This window comes from Micromonospora vinacea, from assembly GCF_015751785.1.
Classification (GTDB): Bacteria; Actinomycetota; Actinomycetes; order Mycobacteriales; family Micromonosporaceae; genus Micromonospora; species Micromonospora vinacea.
This window is the reverse complement of record NZ_JADOTY010000001.1, coordinates 5,929,090-5,949,549: the sequence shown is the minus strand read 5'-3', so window position 1 is coordinate 5,949,549 and position 20,460 is coordinate 5,929,090. Positions and strand designations below refer to the sequence as shown.

Annotated in this window: 19 protein-coding genes; 5 read left to right on the top strand and 14 right to left on the bottom strand. The window is 71.2% G+C overall.

Annotated features, from left to right (window positions below; translation table 11 throughout):
- Positions 1-76: 76 nt before the first annotated feature.
- Positions 77-538, bottom strand: coding sequence for a hypothetical protein (locus IW249_RS27945; protein WP_231392678.1), 462 nt, complete (start codon positions 536-538; stop codon positions 77-79).
- Between the two features lie 81 nt (positions 539-619).
- Positions 620-1,315 carry a methyltransferase domain-containing protein gene (locus IW249_RS27940; protein WP_196923487.1) on the bottom strand — a complete coding sequence of 232 codons (696 nt, stop codon included), beginning with the start codon at positions 1,313-1,315 and terminating at the stop codon, positions 620-622.
- A gap of 43 nt (positions 1,316-1,358) precedes the next feature.
- Between IW249_RS27940 and IW249_RS27935 the strand changes: the two genes are divergently transcribed.
- Positions 1,359-1,751, top strand: coding sequence for a MerR family transcriptional regulator (locus IW249_RS27935; RefSeq protein WP_196923486.1), 393 nt, complete (start codon positions 1,359-1,361; stop codon positions 1,749-1,751).
- On the opposite strand, the gene sthA is transcribed toward IW249_RS27935, so the two are convergent.
- From sthA to IW249_RS27915, 4 genes are all read right to left on the bottom strand, one after another.
- Positions 1,748-3,151 carry a Si-specific NAD(P)(+) transhydrogenase gene (sthA, locus tag IW249_RS27930; protein WP_196923485.1) on the bottom strand — a complete coding sequence of 468 codons (1,404 nt, stop codon included), beginning with the start codon at positions 3,149-3,151 and terminating at the stop codon, positions 1,748-1,750. The genes IW249_RS27935 and sthA overlap by 4 nt on opposite strands.
- Positions 3,152-3,204: 53 nt before the next feature.
- Complete coding sequence (locus IW249_RS27925) at positions 3,205-4,230, bottom strand: fibronectin type III domain-containing protein (protein ID WP_196923484.1); 1,026 nt, start codon at positions 4,228-4,230, stop codon at positions 3,205-3,207.
- 88 nt (positions 4,231-4,318) lie between these two features.
- The gene (locus IW249_RS27920) at positions 4,319-4,957 is read right to left on the bottom strand and encodes a response regulator (protein WP_196923483.1); all 639 of its coding nucleotides are present in this window, start codon (positions 4,955-4,957) and stop codon (positions 4,319-4,321) included.
- The gene (locus IW249_RS27915) at positions 4,954-6,147 is read right to left on the bottom strand and encodes a sensor histidine kinase (RefSeq protein WP_196923482.1); all 1,194 of its coding nucleotides are present in this window, start codon (positions 6,145-6,147) and stop codon (positions 4,954-4,956) included. Before IW249_RS27915 ends, IW249_RS27920 begins: the two co-directional genes overlap by 4 nt.
- 146 nt (positions 6,148-6,293) lie before the next feature.
- Between IW249_RS27915 and IW249_RS27910 the strand changes: the two genes are divergently transcribed.
- Together IW249_RS27910 and IW249_RS27905 are read left to right on the top strand one after the other, a co-directional pair.
- Positions 6,294-7,052 (top strand): ABC transporter ATP-binding protein, encoded by a 759-nt coding sequence (locus tag IW249_RS27910; protein ID WP_196923481.1) that lies wholly within the window; start codon positions 6,294-6,296, stop codon positions 7,050-7,052.
- An 8-nt stretch (positions 7,053-7,060) separates the two neighbouring features.
- Positions 7,061-9,583, top strand: a complete 2,523-nt coding sequence (locus IW249_RS27905; protein WP_307788727.1) for an FtsX-like permease family protein — start codon at positions 7,061-7,063, stop codon at positions 9,581-9,583.
- A gap of 52 nt (positions 9,584-9,635) precedes the next feature.
- Here the strand turns inward: IW249_RS27905 and IW249_RS27900 are convergent, their stop codons facing one another.
- The 3 genes from IW249_RS27900 to IW249_RS27885 all read right to left on the bottom strand — a co-directional run bounded on the left by IW249_RS27900 (position 9,636) and on the right by IW249_RS27885 (position 14,205).
- Positions 9,636-11,249: a ricin-type beta-trefoil lectin domain protein gene (locus tag IW249_RS27900; RefSeq protein ID WP_231392676.1), complete on the bottom strand. Its 1,614-nt coding sequence runs from the start codon at positions 11,247-11,249 to the stop codon at positions 9,636-9,638.
- 152 nt (positions 11,250-11,401) lie between these two features.
- Positions 11,402-13,660 carry an esterase-like activity of phytase family protein gene (locus IW249_RS27890; RefSeq protein WP_196923479.1) on the bottom strand — a complete coding sequence of 753 codons (2,259 nt, stop codon included), beginning with the start codon at positions 13,658-13,660 and terminating at the stop codon, positions 11,402-11,404.
- Between the two features lie 122 nt (positions 13,661-13,782).
- Positions 13,783-14,205, bottom strand: coding sequence for a DUF2000 domain-containing protein (locus tag IW249_RS27885; protein ID WP_196923478.1), 423 nt, complete (start codon positions 14,203-14,205; stop codon positions 13,783-13,785).
- Between the two features lie 50 nt (positions 14,206-14,255).
- On the opposite strand from IW249_RS27885, the gene IW249_RS27880 reads away from it, so the two are divergent.
- Both IW249_RS27880 and IW249_RS27875 read left to right on the top strand, forming a co-directional pair.
- Positions 14,256-15,095 (top strand): AraC family transcriptional regulator, encoded by an 840-nt coding sequence (locus IW249_RS27880; RefSeq protein ID WP_196923477.1) that lies wholly within the window; start codon positions 14,256-14,258, stop codon positions 15,093-15,095.
- A 152-nt stretch (positions 15,096-15,247) separates the two neighbouring features.
- Positions 15,248-15,724, top strand: a complete 477-nt coding sequence (locus tag IW249_RS27875; RefSeq protein WP_196923476.1) for a hypothetical protein — start codon at positions 15,248-15,250, stop codon at positions 15,722-15,724.
- A gap of 20 nt (positions 15,725-15,744) precedes the next feature.
- Here the strand turns inward: IW249_RS27875 and IW249_RS27870 are convergent, their stop codons facing one another.
- The 5 genes from IW249_RS27870 to IW249_RS27850 form a co-directional block, all read right to left on the bottom strand.
- Complete coding sequence (locus IW249_RS27870) at positions 15,745-16,578, bottom strand: helix-turn-helix transcriptional regulator (protein ID WP_196923475.1); 834 nt, start codon at positions 16,576-16,578, stop codon at positions 15,745-15,747.
- 165 nt (positions 16,579-16,743) lie between these two features.
- The gene (locus IW249_RS27865) at positions 16,744-18,168 is read right to left on the bottom strand and encodes an aldehyde dehydrogenase family protein (RefSeq protein ID WP_196923474.1); all 1,425 of its coding nucleotides are present in this window, start codon (positions 18,166-18,168) and stop codon (positions 16,744-16,746) included.
- 84 nt (positions 18,169-18,252) lie between these two features.
- A complete protein-coding gene (locus IW249_RS27860; protein ID WP_196923473.1) occupies positions 18,253-19,218 on the bottom strand; it encodes a quinone oxidoreductase family protein in 966 nt (321 codons plus the stop codon).
- Positions 19,215-19,577, bottom strand: coding sequence for a hypothetical protein (locus IW249_RS27855; RefSeq protein WP_196923472.1), 363 nt, complete (start codon positions 19,575-19,577; stop codon positions 19,215-19,217). Before IW249_RS27855 ends, IW249_RS27860 begins: the two co-directional genes overlap by 4 nt.
- Positions 19,574-20,437 carry a DODA-type extradiol aromatic ring-opening family dioxygenase gene (locus tag IW249_RS27850; RefSeq protein WP_196923471.1) on the bottom strand — a complete coding sequence of 288 codons (864 nt, stop codon included), beginning with the start codon at positions 20,435-20,437 and terminating at the stop codon, positions 19,574-19,576. Before IW249_RS27850 ends, IW249_RS27855 begins: the two co-directional genes overlap by 4 nt.
- Between the last annotated feature and the right edge of the window lie 23 nt (positions 20,438-20,460).

Genomic DNA, 20,460 nt, shown 5'->3' with positions numbered 1-20,460 from the left:
GATCAAGAGGTTTGCGTCATCCTGCCTGGCCTGTCCTGACGCAAACGTGTTGATCACCGGGGTGGATGGGGAGTGGTCAGTCGCCGGAGAAGCCCCAGAAGTAGATTTCCTCCGGCTTGCCCTCGGCGTCGTGCAGGACCGCGCAGCGGCCGAACCACCTCTGCTCGGCCAGCCCTTCGATCGCGGCCAGGTGCTCGCGGGTCAGCCGCTCGGTGCCGGCATGGTGCAGTGCCTCGGCAGCGCTCACCGGCTCGACCGTGCCGAATTCGGGCCGTTCGCCCTCGTCGAGGACTCGGTAGACGTCGAGGATGGAATGGGTGCCCGACTCCTGCACCCATTCGTCGTTGAACAGCTCTTCCATCGTGGCGGGACGGTTCGGATAGTCGCTTGCCGAGTTGGGGGTCTCACCGCGGGCCCACCAGTAGTCACCGTCGGCGAAGACCTTGTCCCGCAGCGCGTCCAACGCCGCGTCCAGGTCTGGCTGGTACGCGACAAAGTAGCTCCACCCGGATGCGCCCACCACTGCCTCTTTCCTCAACGTGTCAACGGTGCCGGCACGATAGCGGGCAGCACCGACATCGGTGGGGGAGCAGTTCACCGAGTTCGACCCACGTTCCTCTCAAGCCTGGGCGGCGACGAGGAACATCGGCACGACGACGAGGATCCGGTTCGTGCGGGCGCGCTCGGCCTGCTCGGCGAGCCAGGTCTCCTCGTCGGTGATCCGTCTCAACAGGTTGAGCGCGGTGTCGTCGGTGAAGACACCGGTGTGCACCTCGACGATCGGGTCGGTGAACCCGGCGTCGAGCAGCAGGTTGCGATACCTACGGGCAACGCGCGGCGACGGGAGTGAGTCCGCCTTCGCGTGGACCAGCCGGCGGGTGGTTTCCGGCTCGTCCGAGTCAATGGCGATCATGTCCCAGTCCTGGCCGAGCAGGACGGCCCGGCCGCCCGGTGCGAGCACCCGGCGGGCCTCGGCCACGGCTCGCGCCGGGTCATCGAGCACGTGCAACACCTTGTCCGCCCGGTAGAAGGCCGCCGATCCGGTCTCGAGCGGTAGCTCGGCGGCGTCGCCGACATGGAACTCGCCGGCAGGCCAGCGCTGTCGGGCCACGGCGATCATCTCGGGGTCGAGGTCGACGCCGACTGCGTGGGATCCGCGCTCGGCCAGCTCGGCAACGGCGCGGCCACTGCCACAGCCGGCGTCGACGACGGTTCGGCCGGCGAGGTCGCCGAGCAACTCGTAGGAACGGGTGCGCAGTTGGACGGCCGCGGGCTCGCTCTCGATGGCATCGAGGACAGCTAGAAGACTGGACATGCCCGCCATGGTCGGACTTAATGTCGACATGAAGTCAAGCCCGATGACGATCGGCGAAGTGGCCGACCACTTCGGCCTGCCGGCGCACGTCCTGCGGCACTGGGAATCGGTGGGCCTGCTCTGCCCCGCCCGGGTCACCGGCGGCCGTCGCCGCTACACCCGCGACGACCTGTTCCGGGTTGCCTCGATCCTGCGCGCGAAGCAGGCCGGCCTGCCGCTGCCCGACATCCGGGCGTTCCTCGCCGCGCGCGACCCGGCCGCCCGCAAGGACGTGCTGCGCCGCAACCACAGCGCGCTCCAAGCCAGGATGGCGGCGCTGCGGTCGGCACTCGATCTGCTTGAGGCTGGGCTGACCTGCTCACACGACGACATTTCGACCTGCCCGAACTACCGCGCCCATCTGGCGGAGCTGGTGGAGGTCGGGGGTGGTGGCTAGCCGTCGATGCGGGTGATGTTGCGGATCTTGTTGGACGCGTCCAGGGCGGCGACCTTGTACGCCTCGGCCAGCGTCGGGTAGTTGAACACCGCGTCGACCAGGTAGTTGATCGTGCCGCCGCAGCCCATCACCGCCTGACCGATGTGGACGATCTCGGTGGCGGCGGTGCCGAACACGTGCACCCCGAGCAGTCGGCCGTCATCGGGGGAGACGAGCAGCTTCAGCATGCCGTACGAGTCGCCCACGATCTGACCCCGGGCCAGCTCGCGGTACCGGGCGATGCCCACCTCGAACGGTGTCGAGTTCTCGGTCAACTGCGCCTCGGTCTGCCCGACGAAGCTGATCTCCGGGATCGTGTAGATGCCGATCGGTTGCAGGCCGTGCATCTCCCGGATCGGTTCACCGCAGGCGTGTTGCGCGGCCAGCCGGCCCTGCTCCATCGAGGTGGACGCGAGCGCGGGGAAGCCGATGACATCGCCGACGGCGTAGATGTTCTCCACGGAGGTGCGGTAGTTGGCGTCCACCGTGATCCGGCCACGTCGGTCCGCCTCCAACCCGGCCGCCTCCAACGCCAGGTCGTCGGTCTGACCCTGCCGCCCGGCCGAGTACATCACCGTGTCCGCGACGATCTTCTTGCCGCTCTTGAGGATGCACAGCGCCGCCGTCTGGTGCTTCTCCACTGCGGCGACCTCCTCGCCGAAGCGGAACGCCACGGACAGGTCGCGCAGGTGGTACTTGAGTGACTCGACGACCTCGTCGTCGCAGAAATCCAGCATCCGCTCACGGCGTTCCACCACCGTCACCTTGGTGCCGAGCGCGGCGAACATCGACGCGTACTCCATGCCGATCACCCCGGCGCCGACCACCACCATGCTGCGGGGCACGGCCTGAAGGTTGATGACGCCGTCGGAGTCCACGATCGTCCGGTCGTCGAAGTCGACGCTGTCCGGGCGGGCCGGGCGGGTGCCCGCCGCGATGACGATCTTGTCGAAGGTCACCCTGGACTCGCGGCCGGAGCCGCCGTCGACCCAGATCGAGTGCGCGTCGGCGAAACGCCCGGTGCCGGTGATCATCGCGACCCGGTTGCGGGCCAGCTGATTGCGGATGACGTCGGTCTGCCGGGTGATGACGTGCTGGGTCCGGGCGGCGAGATCGCTGACCGTGATCTCCTCCTTGACCCGGTAGCTGCTGCCGTACAGGTCCCGCTGGCTCAGGCCGGTCAGGTAGAGCACGGCCTCGCGCAGGGTCTTGGAGGGCACGGTGCCGGTGTTGATGCACACCCCACCGATCATGTCGCGGCGGTCCACGATGCCGACCCGCCTGCCGAGCTTGGCGGCGGCGATCGCGGCCTTCTGACCGCCGGGCCCGGAGCCCAGCACCAACAGGTCGTAGTCATACACAACCGCTAGCGTCGCAAGATGTCGTGGCCGGCGCCAGACCCCGGAGCCGAGCGTTATTCGTCTGCCACAGTGCAGAGGCCGCCGTTCAGTGTGATCTCCTCCGGCAGTTGAGTGCCGGTGGCGACGAGCCCCAGCGACACCGTGCCGCCGGGCGGGATCACCGCGTTGCGGCTGGTGTTGCCCACCCGGAGGTAGCTGTTGTTGAGGCGGTCGACGACCTTCGCGCCCCAGATGCCCTGCACCTGCTGGCTGGCCCAGAATCGCCACGTCATCGTCCACCCGTCGACCGCCGTGGTGCCGGTGTTCTCGACGACGAGGTGGGCCACGAAGCCGTCCGGCCACTGCCGTACGACGGACCGGACCGCGCAGCTTGGCGGCGGCGGCAGGGTGGTCACCGTGACCGGTGTGGACAGTGGGGACAGGTGTCCGACCTCGTCGCGCGCCTGCACCACGAAGGTGTACGTGGTGTTCGGCGTCAGCCCGCTGACCTGGGCACTGTTCACGGGCGGGTACTGGTACACCTCACGGACCCGCGTGAGAGTGCCGCCGGCGTCGACCCGGAACACCTCGTACCTGTCGAGCGCGACGTTCTCCACCGAGTGCGGCCACCGCAGCCGGACCACAGTGTCGGTGACGTCGTACGCCACCGGTTGACCCGGCGCGCTCGGCGGTTGGTCGTCCCCCGGTGGCATGGTCAGCCGCACTGTCGGGTTCGACACCGAGCTGTTGCCGGCCGCGTCCAGAGCCCACACCGAGAAGGTGTACGTGCGCGAGGGCCGCAGGTCGGTGATCCGGATGCTGTTGGTGTCGGTCGAATACTGGGCGCCGAAATCCTCGAATCGCGCGCCGACCGGGTAGCGGACCACCCCGACGTTGTCGGTCGAGGCCGCCCAGGTCAGCTCGACCCAGGTGGTGTCGATGGCGACGACAGTGATCGGGCCGGGGGCGGTGGGTCGTTCGGTGTCGTCGGCGGCGGCGTGTGCCGGGGTCGCGCCGGCGGCGACCAGGGTTGCCGTCAGTGCGCCGGCGACCAGCGTGGCGGCCCTGGACCGGATTCCTCGGAACGGATGCTGACGCACGATGAAGTCCTCGCTTCCGGGTGACCGCAGCGGACCAGGCATAGACTGCCCTGAATTTTAAGGCAGCTGTGGCCAGGTCGGTGTCCCGTCAGCCGACGAGGCGGCGTTCCCAGGCCCAGGCGGCGATCTCCACCCGGTTGCGGGCCTTCAGTTTCATCTGCACGCTTGCCAGGTGGGTCTTGACAGTGCCCACGGCGATGAAGAGTCGGGTGGCGATCTCGGCGTTGGTCAGGCCCCGGGCGACGAGCTTCACGACGTCGAGTTCCCGTGGTGACAGGCCACCGTCGTCGCGTGCCGGAGCGGGCGAGCTGAGGTGCTCCAACAGCCGTACCGTGATCGAGGGGCTGATCAGCGCGTCGCCGGACACGGCCGCGCGGACCGCCTCCACCAGCAGGGCCGGGCCGGAGTCCTTGAGCAGGAAGCCGCATGCGCCGTTGTTGAGCGCGGTGTGGACGTACTCGTCGAGGTCGAAGGTCGTCACGACGACCACCCGGATCGGGTCGGCGACGCCCGGCCCCGCGAGCAGCCGCAGTGCCTCGAGACCGTCGAGGCGGGGCATCCGGATGTCCAGCAGCACCACGTCCGGGCGCAGTCGTCGTGCCAGTTCGACGGCCTGGACGCCGTCGGCGGCCTCGCCGACCACTTCCATGTCCGACTGGGCGCCAATGATCATGCCGAAGCCGGTCCGGACCATTGCCTGGTCATCGGCGATCAGCACCCGGATCACCGGGCCACCGCCACCTGGAGCGGGAACGCCGCGTCGAGCACCCAGCCGCCGGCCACGCCAGGTCCGGCGGTGATCGTGCCGCCGAGGGCGCGTACCCGCTCGGTGAGGCCGATCAGGCCGAAGCCGTGCCCCCGGGCCGGTGCGGTGCGTGGCGACGCGCCGTCGTCGGCGACCCGGACCAGCAACCAGTCCGGGGTACGCCGCACGGCCACATCCACCGACCGCGCGTCCGGCGCGTGCTGGCGGGTGTTTGTCAGCCCCTCCATCACCACCCGGTACGCCGACGTCGAGACCTCCACCGGCAGTCCGTTCAGGTCGCCGTCGACGTGCAGTCGTGCCGGCGCGTTGGCCGCGCCGTTGAACCCGGTCAGCAGCGGCTCCAGCTCGGTCACCCCGGCCAGTGGCGCCAGCGGCGCGTCCGGCGGGGCGTCCGGGTTGCGCAGGATCCCGACCATCCGCCGCATCGAGGCCATCGTCTCCGCGCCGGCCCGCTCGATCTGCTCCAGGGCGACGATCACCCGTTGCGGGTCCTGTTCGGCGACGAACCGGGCGCCCTGTGCCTGCACCACGATGCCGGTGACGTGGTGGGCGATGAAGTCGTGCAGGTCCCGGGCGAACTCGGCACGCTGCTCGGCCCGGACCAGCGCGATGGCCCTCTCCCGGCCGGCGGCCATGATCCGCAGGTAGAGCCCCACCCCGGCGGCGCCGGACGCGGCGAGCACCTGGAGCAGGCCGAAGATCACCAACAGGCTCTCGGTGCCGACCCGCAGCGGCAACGCGGCCACGGCGAGCCCGGCGGCCACCGCCGCCCACGGCGCGAGCCGGGGCGCGCCCCAGCGGGTCACCACGAAGACCACCCCGATCAACCCGGCGGACTCGGCGAGCCCCCAACTGCTGCTGATCAGATAACTGCCGTCGAAGAGGACCAGCACAGCCGCCGTCACGGCCAGTGAGGCGCAGGCGAGCACAAGCGCGGCCAGCGGCAGCAGCCGCGAACCCAGCCGGTGCACCGGCAGCCAGAGCGGCACCGTCGCCACCGCGAGTCCCATCCGCACCAGCAGGAGCAGGAGAGCGGCCAGGCTCTCCGGTGCGCCGAACCGCAGGTCGAAGAGGACGAGCAGCCCCATGGCCACCAGTCCGGCGGCCTGGGCCAGGCGTACCCACCATCGTCGAAGATCCGGCGTGCTCATGGTGACCCAGCGTAGCCAGCCGGGTGGAGGTGACGGATCGGCCAAAAGGCAGACCCGGCACCGGCGATACCCGGCCCCGGGCCGATGCGTCCACCCGCCGGCGGCGGCGACGCTTTCCGGGTCACCACGCAGCCACTGGAGGAACGATGACAACCCACGCCCCGCCGGAGACCAGCCACGCCGCGGTCGCCGCGGTCGACCTGGTGAAGGTGTACGGCAGCGGCGACACCGCGGTCCGTGCCCTGGACGGGGTCTCGGTCGGCTTCGGCCGGGCCGAGTTCACCGCGATCATGGGCTCGTCCGGGTCCGGCAAGTCGACACTGATGCACTGCCTCGCCGGCCTCGACACGGCCACCTCCGGTCGGGTCCTGCTCGGCGGCACGGAGCTGACCGGTCAGTCGGACCGGACGCTGACCCGGGTACGCCGGGAGCGGATCGGGTTCGTCTTCCAATCCTTCAACCTGCTGCCGCAGCTCACCGCCGCGCAGAACATCACGCTGCCGCTGGACCTCGCCGGTCGGCAGCCCGACGCGGAACTCCTCGCGCACCTGGTGCGGGTGCTGGGCCTCGGCGACCGCCTGAACCACCGGCCCAGCGAACTGTCCGGCGGCCAGCAGCAGCGGGTGGCGCTGGCCCGGGCGCTGGTGGCACGGCCCGAGGTGGTCTTCGCCGACGAGCCGACCGGCAACCTCGACTCCCGCTCCGGCGCGGAGGTGCTCACCATCCTGCGCGACTCGGTACGCGACCTCGGCCAGACCGTCGTCATGGTCACCCACGACCCGATCGCCGCCGCGTACGCCGACCGGGTGGTGCTGCTCGCCGACGGACGGCTGGCCGGCGAGATCGACAAGCCGGACCAGGTGTCGGTCACCGACGCCCTGCGCGACCTGGCGGCCCGCCGATGAGGGCGACAGTGCTGCGCACCCAGACGAGCGCCGCGGCCCGGCGGCCCGGCCGGCTGATCCTGACCGGCCTGGCGATCCTTGTCGCGTCGTTCGTCGTCTTCGGCACCGTGCTGGTGCAGCAGATCACCGAACGGACCGTCCGGGACAACCTCAGCGGCACCCCGGCGGCCACCGACCTGGTGATAGGCAGCCCCGAGCAGCCCCCACCCACAGTGACGGAGCTGCAGCAGGTCCGCACCGTGCCCGGGGTGGCCGAGGCGGTGGCCCGGGTGGCTGTCGGCGTCTCAGTCGGCGAGGGGTACCTCAACCTGCAGGCCGACTCCGGCAGCGGTCCGCTCACCACGGTCCGGGTGATCGAGGGCAGCTATCCGGACCAGCCCGGAGAGATCGCGATCACGCCGCGCACCGCCGAGCGGCTCGGCCTCTCGGTGGGCACCACCACCAGCGGTACCGGCGGTGAACTCACCACACCCGCCCCCCTCACCGTGACCGGCATGGTGGAGAGCAGCGCCGACGCCGGCTTCGACGCGTACGCCCCGGACAGCGTCGTGATGTCCTGGGCGCACCTGACGGCCGTGGAGCGCGTCGACGTGCGGGCGGCCCCTGGCGAGTCGGCGGAGGCCATCCGCCAACGGGTGAGCGCCGTCTTCGCGGCCGGCCAGCCGATCCGCTCCGGCGCCGAGGTGCGCGAGGCCGAGGCCGAGGCGGCGGCCCAACAGGTCGGGAAGCTCTTCATCCTGGTCGGCATGTTCGTCTCCATCGCGGTCGTCGCGGCCGCGCTGGTGGTCACCTCGACCTTCCGCATCGTCTTCGCCCAGCGGATGCGGCAGCTCGCGCTGCTGCGGGCGGTCGGCGCGAGCCGGGCCACCCTGGTGGGGGCGCTGACCGCCGAGGGAGCCCTGACCGGGCTGGTCGCCGGCGTCGTCGGGGTCGCCGGCGCCCTCACCCTCGGGTACGCGCTGCCGGCGATCCTGCGCGCCACCGGCCACGCGGTCTCCTCGCCGGGCCTGCCACTGGCGGCGGCGGTCACTGTGGTGCTCGGCGCAGTCGTGATCACCGTGCTGGCCGTGCTGGCACCGGCGCTGTCCGCCGCCCGGGTCTCCCCGCTGGAGGCGCTGCGGGCGGCGAGCGTCACCGCCGGTAGCCGCGGCATCGGGGTGTCGCGTCTGGTCTTCGGGTCGCTCCTGGCCGTTGGCGCGGTCCTGGCGGCGGTCGGGACGATCAGCCAGTTGCCGAAGCCGGACCAGTCGGACTACGACCCGTCGATGCCGCTGCTCCTGCTGGTCGGGTCCGGCGCGATGGCGTTCTTCGCGCTGGTGGCCCTCGGTCCGCTGCTGGTGCGCCCGGTGCTGGCTGTGGTGGGTTGGCCGCTGCGCCAGCTCGGGCCGCTCGGGCGGATGTCGGTCGGTGGAATCGGCGGGGCGCCGCGCCGCGCCGCAGCGGTCTCCGTCGTGGTCGCGCTGGGCGTGACCCTGATCTCCGGGGTGGTCATCGGGGGAGCGTCGTTGCAGATCCTCGCCGACCGCGAGATGGCGCTCTCGGCCCCGACCGACTTCGAGGTCACCAGCAACGGTGGGACGCTGCCGCCGGCCGTCGTGACCCGGGCCGAGGCGGCACACGGCGCACTGGCGAGGGTGGTGCCGTACCGGATGGTCGACGACGCCCGGCTGTTACGCGGTGCCGACAAGCTCGGCGACGTCGAGTCCGGTTACCCGACCAGCGACCTGGATCTGGCGGCGTTGCCGAGCACCGGTGACCTGGACGTGGCCCAGGGCGCCCTGACCGATCGTGGCCCCGGCCGGATCGTGCTGAACAGCTGGGTAGCGCGGGACGCGGGCCTGCGGGCCGGCGACACCGTCACGCTCGCCGTCGCCACTCGCACTGTCGACGTGCGAGTGGCCGCGGTCCTGCCCGGTGACGGGCCGCTGCACGCGGGCATCCTCGCTGATCCGACCGACCTGGACCGGCTCGGCGTGCCGGCCGCGTACACCGGTCTGCTGGCCGACGCGGCCGGCGCCGGCGAGGACGGTCGCACCGCCGGCGTGCGGGCGCTGCGGCAGGCGATCGGAGGCAGCGACGGGGTGGGCCTCGCGGTGCTCGCCGACGAACGCGACCGCAACGACGCGTTGGTGCGCACCCTGGTCTGGATCGCTGTCGGTCTGGTCGGCCTGACAGTGCTGATCGCTGTCGTCGGCGTGGGCTCCACGACCGCGCTCTCGGTGGTCGAGCGGGTACGCGAGTCCGGGCTGCTCCGGGCGATCGGGCTGTCCCGGACCGGTCTGCGCACCATGCTGACCGTCGAGTCCGGCCTGTACGGGGTGATCGGCGCGACCATCGGCCTGGTGCTCGGCATCCCGTACGCCTGGTTGGCGGTCCAGACCCTCGGAATCGAGGCGCCGTTGACCGCGCCGCTGCTGCCGCTGGCCGGGCTCTTCGTGGTGCTGGTCGGGCTGACCGCGCTGGCCGGGGTGCTGCCGGCGCGTCGGGCGTCGCGGGTCAGTCCGGTGGTGGCACTGGGGTCCGACAACTGAGCACCGTCGTGGGGTGGCGCCGTACGTTCGGCGCCGCCCCACGACGGCCTGGTCAGTTGGGGTTGTTGGCGTGGGTCAGCGTCTCCCAGGCGACGAAGAGGTTGTTGGTGCCTGCCGGACGTTGTTGCAGCGTGAGGGTCTGGGTGTTGGTCATGACGTTGCCCAACCGGGTGCTCATCGCGTTGAAACCGACCTCGGTGATCGGCCCGAGGCCCCGGGTGAGGCTGCCGCCGCAGAGCCAGGAGGGTGGTGCCTCGCCGAGCTGGTAGCGCGAGTGGAAGCCGAGCGCCTGACGCAGCCGCTCACCGACCTGTGGGTACAGGTCCCGTCCCTGGATCCGGGAGGTCTCCGCGACGTGCGAGATGGCGGAGATCCCGTACCCGGTGTGGACGAAGTCCCGGCAGGTCTCCTGGGCGAGGCCGGCGACGAAGGTGGACTGGCCCTGCCAGTAGCCGATGATCTCCGCGCTGGTGTCCAGGCCGCTCCCGGGCATCGTGTACGGCAACGCGCCGTCGCTGGGCAGGTAGACGAAGGCCCGGGTGCGGTTGAGGAAGCGGGTGGTCGCCGCGTCGTACACGGTCCGGTCGTCGAGGAACACCGCGATGCCGACGGTGGCCTCCATCATGGTCAGTTCCCAGTTGCCGTTGCTGTTCGACCCGTTGCGCACCATCGGCAGGTAGACGTTGCGCAGCATGGTGGCGAAGCGGTTGGCGTTGGGCCAGCTCGTGTACGTGTACTTGATGATCTCGGCGGCCCGGGGCCAGACCGAGGCCGCCCAGCCGGTCTGCAGCGGGGCGTTGCTGCCGGTGTGCGCGGTGATGGTGGCCGACCACGCGTCCATGATCTGGATCGACTTCTGCGCGTAGCGGGCATCCCCGGTGACGTACCAGGCGAGCGCGTCGGTGTACGCCGCGATCGCGTCCTCCCGCTCGTCGGTGCAGCCGTTGTTCGGGTTGGAGTAGGAGCCGCACTCGACCACCGAACGGGGCGCCGGGGTGCGCGACAGGGAGGCGTACCGGCTGCTCATCATCTGGTTGTAGGCCGCCGCCCAGGGTTGCGCGCCGGCCTGCACCCGGCCGCGGACGAAGTCGAGCTGGCCTCGGCTGACCAGCACGCCGGGGTGGGTGAAACCTCCCGAGGGCGGTGGGGTGGTGCCGCCGCCGGTGGGCAGCGCCCAGGTCTGGTTGGCGGTGCCGGTGCAGCTCCAGATCTGCAGTGGGGTGCCGTCGGCCGAGCTGGGGCCGGTCGCGTCGAGGCATTTGCCCGAGGTCGGGTTGACCAGTTGCCCGGCGCTGGGCGACCACTGCTGCGCCCCGGTGCCGTTGCAGTCGTAGATCTGCACCCGGGCGCCGTTGGCGGTGCTGGCGGCGGCGATGTCGAGGCACTTGCCCAGCGCCCGGATCGTGCCGTCGTCGGCCACCGTCCACTGTTGCGCTGTGGAGCCGTTGCAGGTGAAGAGCTGGACCGGCGTGCTGTTGGCCGGGTTCGCGGCGCTCACGTCGACGCACTTGCCGCCGTACCCGGTGATGGCGCCCGTCGTGGCCGCCGTCGCGGGCGATGCGCCGACGGCCAGGCCGGTCGGTACGGCGAGCAGGGCCGCGGCGAGCGCGGAGGTCAGTCTGATGCGGGGGTGGCGGGGCACGAGCCCGGCCAATCGTCGCGCCATGTCAGGGTCCTTCCAGGCGGCGAAACAACTGTAAAGCGTGTTAATAATTACAGCCACACGCATCGATATCAATGTCTCTTCGTCCGCCGAGGACCCGCTGAGACGAGGACGGCCCCCGACGCCGCGCGCCGGGGGCCATCCGATTCGACGGGTTACCGCAGGCCGGGCACGTCGATCACGATCAGCTCCGTGTCGTCCGCGCGCCCGGCGATACGACCGTCGTTTCCCGGGAAGTTGTTGTCGTTGGCAACGAGGACCCGGTCACCGCCGAGCGGCAGCACCGACTCGACCGATTGCAGCGGGAATGAGAAGAGCGGGCCGACGCCGTACTCGCCCGGGCGGGCCGGGGTGGAGACGCCCTTTGGGTCGGCCACGTGCATCAGGTCGACCGCGGTACGGCGGACCAGGTAGCCGTCCGCGCCCACCTCGTCCAGATCGGTCACGACAAGGCGCTTGACCAGCGACTGCTGGCCCATGCCGTTGTCCCGCTCGATCAGCAGCAGCCGGTGGCCGTCGAGCACTGCCGCGTCGCCGACCAGCAGGGACGGGTCGTCGACCCGGAACGACCAGGTGCGGCCGGTGTACCGGTTGTGCCGTACGTCGAACTCGTAGACGACCCGGCGACGCTGGTCCGGGTCGTTGACCCGGGCGCCTTCGAGGATCGGGTAGAGGGTCCAGCCGTCCTCGCTGGCCGCCATCGCCTCGAAGCCGTTGCTGGCGCGCAGGGTCGGGGTCTCGCCCGGCGCGAGATCCGGCGACTGCGGAGACTTGGTCCCGTCCGGCAGCGGGATCGGCGCCTGGAGCACCTTACCCGTCTTGTCGGTGCGGACCAGGTACGGGCCGAACTCGTCGCCGATCCACAGGTTGCCGCGCGCGTCGCGGGCCAGCGACTCGATGTCGAAGTCAGCGCCGGTCAGCAGCCGCTCCCGCGTGTTGCCGTTGACGATCGGGAACGGCACCTTGTGGTCGGGGTCGCGGAAGCTGATGTGCCCCCGAATGGTGACGTCGTGGCTGCGGTAACGCGGCTCGATCTCGTACGCGCGCAACAGGAAGTCGGCCGAGTTGGTCTTCGCGCCGAACCCGTTGTCCGGCATGGCGAGCAGCCGCCTGCCCGAGCGGTCACCAGCCTGGGCCGGGATCACCGCGGAGAAGCCGGGAATGGGCTGGCCGGGGAAGGGCGCGGTGATCCCGTTGACCGGGTTGGTGGCGAGCTGGGTGCCGGAGATCGGGCCCGGCTGGTACGCGGTCGCCGAGATCAGCGCCCGATCCTGCAGGGTCACCTGGGGCCGCAGCTTCACCGACAGCGAGTACACCCGGGTGGTCTGTGTGGCGCTGCCGTTGTCGTCGGAGAGGAGGTACAGCTCCCGGCGACCGCCCGGCAGTTGCCCACCGAGTGCGGCGCCCTCGATGTTGTCCAGCAGCGGGTTGGGTTGCGGCTGCTTGGTGGTAGCGCCGGATGGCGGGCAGTCGGCGATGTCGACCAGCAGTTCCTTGCCGAGCCACGATCGCGGGTCGGTCGCCGCCGACAGCGACGACACGGCGGAGACGTCGGGCGCGCCGGTCGTGGAGACGCGGTACACCCGGACGGTGTTGCCCACGCCGGTGGTGAAGCCGCGCTCCACGGCGAGCAACTGGTCGTCGCCGAGGGCGATCAGCTCGACCAGTCCGAGGTTGGCGTCGGTCCGGTAGGCGTACTGGGCGCTCGGGGTGTACCCGCCACCCTCGCGGCCGTCGTACCGGAGGATCCGGTGCCGGCCCCGACCCTCGGCGTCGCGGCCGTCCGCGGCGAGCGGGCCCTCCATCCCGGCGTAGAGCACCCGGTGGTCCGGGGTGGCGGCCAGGGCCTCGAAGGTCTGGTTGACCGCGGCCTCGCCGGCCGGCGTCACCTGGAACCGGCCCGGCACCGGCAGCGACGCGATCTCGCGGCCGTCGGAGAGTCGGAATCGGCGGATCGACGGCTCCCGCTCCGAGCTGGCCAGGATGGTGGCCCCGCCGCGCTCGGCGACGAGTCCCTCACCGTCGAAGTCCGCGCCGGTGTACGGCGTGCCATCCGGGCGGGTGAGCACGGTGACGTCGCGGACACCCACGTCCACGCCGTGCCGGTCCGTCTTCAGGCCCAGCTCGTAGACCCGTGCGGGGGTCGTGCCGATGTTGTCCACCAGCGCCAGGGCTCGCCCCGGACGGGCGAACGCCAGCGCGGACAGGCCGGCGACGGGCGTGCTCCGGAAGGCGGTCTTGTCGAGGGCGTCGGAGAAGCCGAGCAGCGACGCGTCCGGCGAGCAGGTCGCCCCCGCGCCGGGGTGCCCGGGGCTCGGGTGCGTCGGCGCGCCGAGCGCCGGCGCCGCCGCGAGCAGCGAGATCGCCGCCGCGGCGGACGCGACGGCCCGTGCCCTTGTGGAAGTGGTACGCACATTGCCTCCAGCATCAAGTCGGCGGCCGTTACCGCCGGGCCGATGCAATCGGCCGTCGCCCACCACAGTGGAACCCCCACCGGAACGCCGCCTGAACAGCCGGTGCACGATCGCGTGCCGGGTCACGGGTGCATGGTCGCGCCCTTGAGTACCTTGTCCACCACGTTGCGGGGCGCGTGCAGCGCCAGGCCCACCAGGTCGAGCTTCTCCCGACCGACCGCCTGGACGGCGGCGCGGTTGTCCCGGTCGTTGCCGGTGGCGAACAGCTCAGACGTGAAGATCGCCATCTGCAGGCCGCGGGCGAGCGCGCGTGAGTGGGCGCCGACCAACGCCTCCCGATCCCCGGCGAAGACCAGTACCGGCTGGCCGAACATCGGCAGGTAGCGGGTGCCGTCCGCGTCGCGGTACTCCTCGCCGAGCAGCTCCGGCAGCGTGTGCGCGATGCCGCTGACCAGGAAGGCGGTGACGTTCAGACGTTGCCAGCTCGCGAGGTCGTTGCGGAGCAGTACGGCGATCTTGGTGGGAAAGCGGATCGGTTCGGTCATGGCGTCGAGCCTGCCCGCCCCGACGCCGACCGGTCTTGTACGTTCTTAGCGTGGTCACCCGCCCGGCGGGCTCGCACGTCAGCGCGTGGCGACCCTCGGTAGCCGGGGTCGCCGAGGTCTTCCACGCCCATTTCGTGGACCACGCCTACCCACGGCACATCCACGACGTCTGGACGCTGTTGATCGTCGACGACGGCGCGGTCCGTTTCGACCTGGACCGGCACCGGCACGGCGCGCTGCGTACGTCGGTCACTCTGCTGCCGCCGTACGTGCCGCACGACGGTCGCTCCGCCACCCCGGACGGCTTCCGCAAGCGGGTTCTGTACCTCGACACCTCGGCGCTCGGTGCCGAGCTGGTCGGCCGGGCCGTCGATGAGCCTGGCGTGGCCGATCCGCAGCTGCGGGACCGGATCCACCAGCTGCACCAGGTGCTCGCCGTCCCCGGAGACGAGTTCGAAGCCGAAAGTAGGCTCACGCTCATTCTCGACCGGTTGCGTCAGCAGCTCGCCCAGCGTGCTTCGGTCAGCGTCCAACCGGCGGGACGCGGCCTCGCGGTCCGCCTGCGGGAGCTGCTGGACGCCCGGACCGTCGAGGGCGTCACGCTGGGGGAGGCCGCGGAGCTGCTGCACGCCCACCCGACCCACCTGGTCCGGACGTTCACCCACGCGCACGGGCTGCCACCGCACTCGTACCTGACCGGCCGTCGGGTCGAACTGGCTCGTCGCCTGCTCCTCACCGGGCAGCGGCCGGCTGCGGCTGCCGCCGAGGCCGGCTTTTTCGATCAGGCGCACCTGACCCGCCACTTCCGGCGGTACCTGGGCGTCAGCCCGGCCCGCTACCTCGGCGCGCCCAACGCCGGGACCAGACCCGATGAGGGAAAGCAGCCGTAGCTTCTCGTCCTGGGTCATGTGGAAGTCGTGCTCGCGTGTTCATGTCACGTTCGGGCGGGGGTTCCGGCGTGGCGGGCGGCGGTCGCCAGGCTGTCACGCGCGCCAAGCGTCTAGCGCGACGACGACCGCTCGTTCCCCGTCGAAGGAAAACCGTGGACCTGAATCTCATGATCTTTATTGGTGGTGCAGTCGTGTTCGGCGGCGCCGTTGCCTACCTGGTTCTGCTGCGTGAGCGCGGCGCACAACGGGCTGCTCTGGCCGCCGTTGGCGTGGCGGCTGCCCTCGCCGCGAGCTTCCTGCTCATGCTCATGCTCGCCAGGCTCGCGTTGCCCGCAGCGCTGATGTTCGTCGCCCTCTTCAGCGGCGCTGTCACCTATCTTGTCTTCCGTCGCGAGCTCGGTGCCCGGTGGGCGGGCCTGCTCGCCGCCGGCGCGACGATCGTGATCACCGCGAGTGCCCTGTTCGTGGTCTACCTCGCCGTGATCGCCTTCATCGTCGCCATCGGCGTGTACCTCCTACTGCGTGTCCGTCTACGGCTCGCCCCAGCGCTGGTCCTGACGGGAGGTGCTCTCGGCGGTCTTCTCGTGGCCTCTGCCGGGGCGTTCTGGATCAGCCTCACCTACATGTGACGGCGGGTCCTGCTGAGCGGTCAGACGAGCTGGCCTCCGATGACGGAGAGCAGCCGCAACTTGTCGTCGCTCTCCGACCCGGGCACGGCGGTGAAGACCAGCAGCGTCTGGGACTCATCCGGGTCCACCAGCGTCTGGCAGTGCAGCTCCATCGGCCCCACCTCGGGGTGCAGGAAGTGCTTCGGCGGGCAGTAGCCGCCGGGTACCGGGTGCTCCTGCCACAGGCGGCTGAACTCCGGGCTCTTGGCGAGCAGGTCGTTGACGAGTGCCGCCGCCCGCGAACCCCGGCCGTCGCGGGTGTACGAGGCGTGCAGGTGCGCCACGAGCAGGCGACTCTGCGTCTCGTGGTCCTCCTCGGGGTGCAGCTGCCGTGCCGTCGGGTCGGTGAACCAGCGGTGATGTGCGCTGCGTGCCAACCCGGTGTACCGGGTCTCGTCACCGAGCAGGGCGACGGCCGGCGCGGTCTGCGCCAGGGTCTCGCCGAGATGGTTCACCACCTGGGCCGGGGTGTCGTGCATCCGGTCGAGGATCCGCATCATTCCCGGGTTCACGTGGTCGGCCCGCACCGCCCGGCGCGGAACGGCGTGACCGGCGAGCTGGAACAGGTGATCCCGTTCGGCGAGGGAGAGCCGCAGGCCACGAGCGAGGGCGGCGAGCATCTGCTCCGATGGGTGCGGCCCGCGCTGCTGCTCCAACCGGCTGTAGTAGTCGGTGGACATCCCACTCAACGTGGCGACTTCCTCGCGCCGTAGCCCTCCGGTGCGCCGACGCGGGCCCCGGGGCAAACCGACGTCCTCGGGCTGGAGCGCCTCCCGGCGGGTACGCAGGAAGCTGGCGAGTTGGGCGCGGTCCACGGTGTCTCCGATCGGTGGGTGCCGGCTGTCGACCGGCGCATCGGGTGCAACAGGGGAGACCCGGCAGGGTGTTCCGCCCGCCCAAGATCGCACTGGTAGTGGTGTGGGGCTTCCGAGGCCACCACCTTCACGATCCAGCACGATCTTGGGGCTGCGGGCGGGCGGTCAGCGCTGGATGGACTTGGTCTCCAGGAACTCCTCCAGGCCCAGCCGGCCGAACTCGCGGCCGTTGCCGGAGTGCTTGTAACCGCCGAACGGGGCCAGCGGGTTCCAGTGGCCGGCGTTCACGTCGACCTGGCCCACGCGCAGCCGCCGGGCGATCGCCAGTGCGTGCTCCGGCTCACCGAAGACGCCGCTGGTCAGGCCGTACAGCGTGCCGTTGGCGATGGACACGGCCTCCTCCTCGTCGGCGTAGGGGATGATCGTCAGCACCGGGCCGAAGATCTCCTCCTGGGCGATCGCGGAGGTCGGGTCGACGTCGGCGAAGATCGTCGGCTGGACGTAGGCCCCGACGGGCAGCCCTTCGGGTCGCTCCGGGCCGCCGAACACGAGCCGCGCCCCGTCGGCGATGCCCCGCTCGATGTAGCCGACGACCTTCTGCCGGTGGGTCTCGGACGCCAGCGGGCCGATCCGGGTGGTCTCGTCGCCCGGGTCGCCGACGGTGTACTGCTTCGCGGCCTCGACGGCCAACGCCACGGCCTCGTCTTGACGGGAGGCGGGCACCAGCATCCGCGGCCACGCGCCGCAGACCTGACCGCCGTTGCTGAACGCCATCATCACGCCCCGCTCGACAGCGGCGGGCAGGTCGGCGTCGTCGAGGATGATGTTCGCGCCCTTGCCGCCCAGCTCCAGCGCGACCCGCTTGACGGTCGCGGCGGCCACCGCGGAGATCCGCTGCCCGGCCCGGGTGGAGCCGGTGAACGAGATCATGTCGATGTCCGGGTGGGCGGAGATCGCCTCGCCGACTGTCGCGCCGGTGCCGTAGACGACGTTGAAGACACCCGCCGGTACGCCGGCCTCGGCGGCGACCTCGGCGAGGATGCGCGCTGTCAGCGGCGCGTTCTCGGACGGCTTGAAGACCATCGTGTTGCCGGCGAGCAGTGCCGGGGCCAGCTTGGAGACGATCTGCTGAAGAGGGAAGTTCCACGGTGTGATCGCGCCGACCACGCCGATCGGCTCGCGGACGATCAGCGAGTTGCCGACCTCCTCGGTCCAGGCGAAGTCGTCGGCCAGGCCGGCGATGGACTCGACCACCGCGGCCGGGAAGGCGACCTGGGCGGTCCGGGACATACCGATCGGGGAGCCCATCTCGGCGGTGATCGCCTGGGCGATCTCCTCCGTGCGGGCGGCCAGGCCAGCGCCGAGGCGGCGCAGCACGTCCGCCCGGTGCTGTGGAGTGGTCGCCGACCAGGCCGGAAAGGCGGCCCGGGCAGCGGCGACGGCGCGGTCGACGTCGGCGGCGGTGCCGGCCGGGGTCTCGGCGACGACCTCGCCGGTGGCCGGGTTGACGACGGGAAGGGTGCCGGCGGAGCCGGTGACGGTCTCGCCACCGATCCAGTGGCCGGCGACGGTGTAGGTGGAAGGTGTCATGCACCGACCGTCACACCGTGCCGGAACCCCAACCAGGTGCGGTTTATCCAGGGTTCCGCGATCCCTGGCTGGGGCCCGGCCCCCTCAGAGCGCGAGGACGATCCGGCCGGCGGTGCTGCCGCCGTCCTGCCGGGCCCAGGCGTCCGCTATGGCGTCGAACGGCACGATCTCGTGGTCGACGGTGAGCCGGCCGGCCGCCGCGTGGCCGGCTACCACTGTCAGCGCCGCGGCCCGCTCGGCTGTCGACAACCCGTTGTTGGTGTAGCCGATCATCCGCAGTGCGCCGCTGCGCAGCACGGCGGACTCGATGGGCGCTGTCGCGCCGGCCGCGCTGCCCAGGTTGACCAGCCGCCCACCCGGGCGCAGCACCCGCAGCGCCGCCGCGGCCGGGACACCGAAGACCGGGTCGAGGACGAGGTCGACCGGCCCGTCGGCGGCGTGGCGCAGCCGGTCGGCCATCGACGCGACATCGTCGTCGGGGAGCAACGGGACGGCGACGGCGGCGCCGAGCTCCTCGGCGCGGGCCCGTGCCGCGGCCGACCGGGCCACGGCGATGACGCGGCGGGCGCCGCCGAGCAGGGCGAGTTGAACGGCGGCCTGCCCGACCACACCCCCGGCGCCGAGCACGATGACCTGGTCGCCAGCCGCCAGGCCGCCGGCGTGGGTCAGCGCCGCGTGCGCGGCGACCGCGGAGAGGCCGAGGGCCGCGAGCACTGTCAGCGGTACGCCGGCCGGCAGCGTCACCACGTCGACGGTCGGCACGGTGACCGTCGTCGCCATGCTGCCGTCGACACCGGAGCGCATCCCGGCCGACGTGCCGAACCAGACCGCGGTGCCGTCGGCGAGCCGACCGACCCCCTGCACACCCGGCACGTACGGGGTGCTCGGCGGTCCGAAGTAGCTGGTGCCGCTGGCGCAGAGCACGTCCAGCGGGGTGATCGGCACGGCCTCGACGGTGATCGACACCGCACCGTCGACCGGCACGGGCGCCGGCCGCTCGGCGATCGTCGGTGCGGTGCCGCAGGCGGTGAGCACTGCCGCGCGGATCACGTCGCGATGTCCGGGTAGGGCATCGAGAAGTGGGCCAGCCGCGCGCCAAAGGACTTCTGGTATTCCAGCGGTTCGGTGTTGTCCCGCTCGAAGAGGGCGATGAAGAGGGTCAGGGTGAGGAACGGGTGCGCGCCCAACTCGAAGAGCTTCACGTGGTCGTGGGTGGCCAACGCCTCGCGCTCCACGTCGTCGAAGCGCAGCCAGGTGCTCGCCTCGCCGGTGTGGCAGTTCAGCACCGTGTTGGCGCACTCGGCCTCCCACCAGGCGACCAGCTCGCGTGGCTCGCTGCGGTAGCGCTCGACCAGCTCCGGGTCCCGGTCGACCATGAAGAGGAACTTGTTCAGCAGGTACTTGCTCACGACGGCGCTCCGTTCGGGTACCAGGTGAAGTACGCCTCCATGGTGTGGAACAGATCGAGGGTGTCGACGTAGTCGGCCTTCACGCCGGCACCGGCCACACCCATCATCAGCATGAAGTCCATGAAGCCGTGGGTGGCGTTGCCCGGTGAGTGCAGGCTGTCCAGGGTGACCTCGCGCAGGCACTCGTCCAGGTCGCCGTTGGCGATCCACTCGACGGCCCGCTGGTCGAACTCCGGGTCCGGGCCGTGCGGGCCGAACTGCCGGGGGCCGCCCAGCTCCAGCGAGAGGTGGCCGGTGCCGATGACGGCCACCCGCAGGTGCGACGGCCACGACTCGACGATGTCGCGGATGCTCTGGCCGAGCTGGACGAAGCGCTTCGGCTGCGGCAGCGGCGGCGCGAAGATGTTGGTGTAGATCGGCACGATCGGCAGGTCGGCCTCGGGCCGCAGCGTGATGATCGGGCAGGTGATGCTGTGGTCGATGCGCAGCTCGTTGCTGAACGCGAGGTCGAACCCGGCGTCGAGCCCGGCCCGCAGGATGTGGCCGGACAGGTCCTCCTGGCCTGTGAGCAGCATCCGGGGCAGCCCGAACTCGCGTTCCTCGTTGTACCAGTTGGCGTCGTAGTGGGGCGCCTTGCCGACCAGGAACTGCGGCATGTTGTCCAGCCAGAGCTGGTGGAAGTGGTCGGAGCCGACCATCACCAGCACGTCGGGTCGGGCCCGGGTCAACGTCTCCCGGAACGCCAGGATCTTGCGGGTCCACTCGTCGGCGAACGGTGGTCGATCCTCGCCGGTGGCCGTGCTGGCCCGGTAGTAGAAGGGGTGGTGGGTGGAGGCGATGACCGCGACGATGGAGGCCATTCCCACTCCTTTCGGGGGTGCAA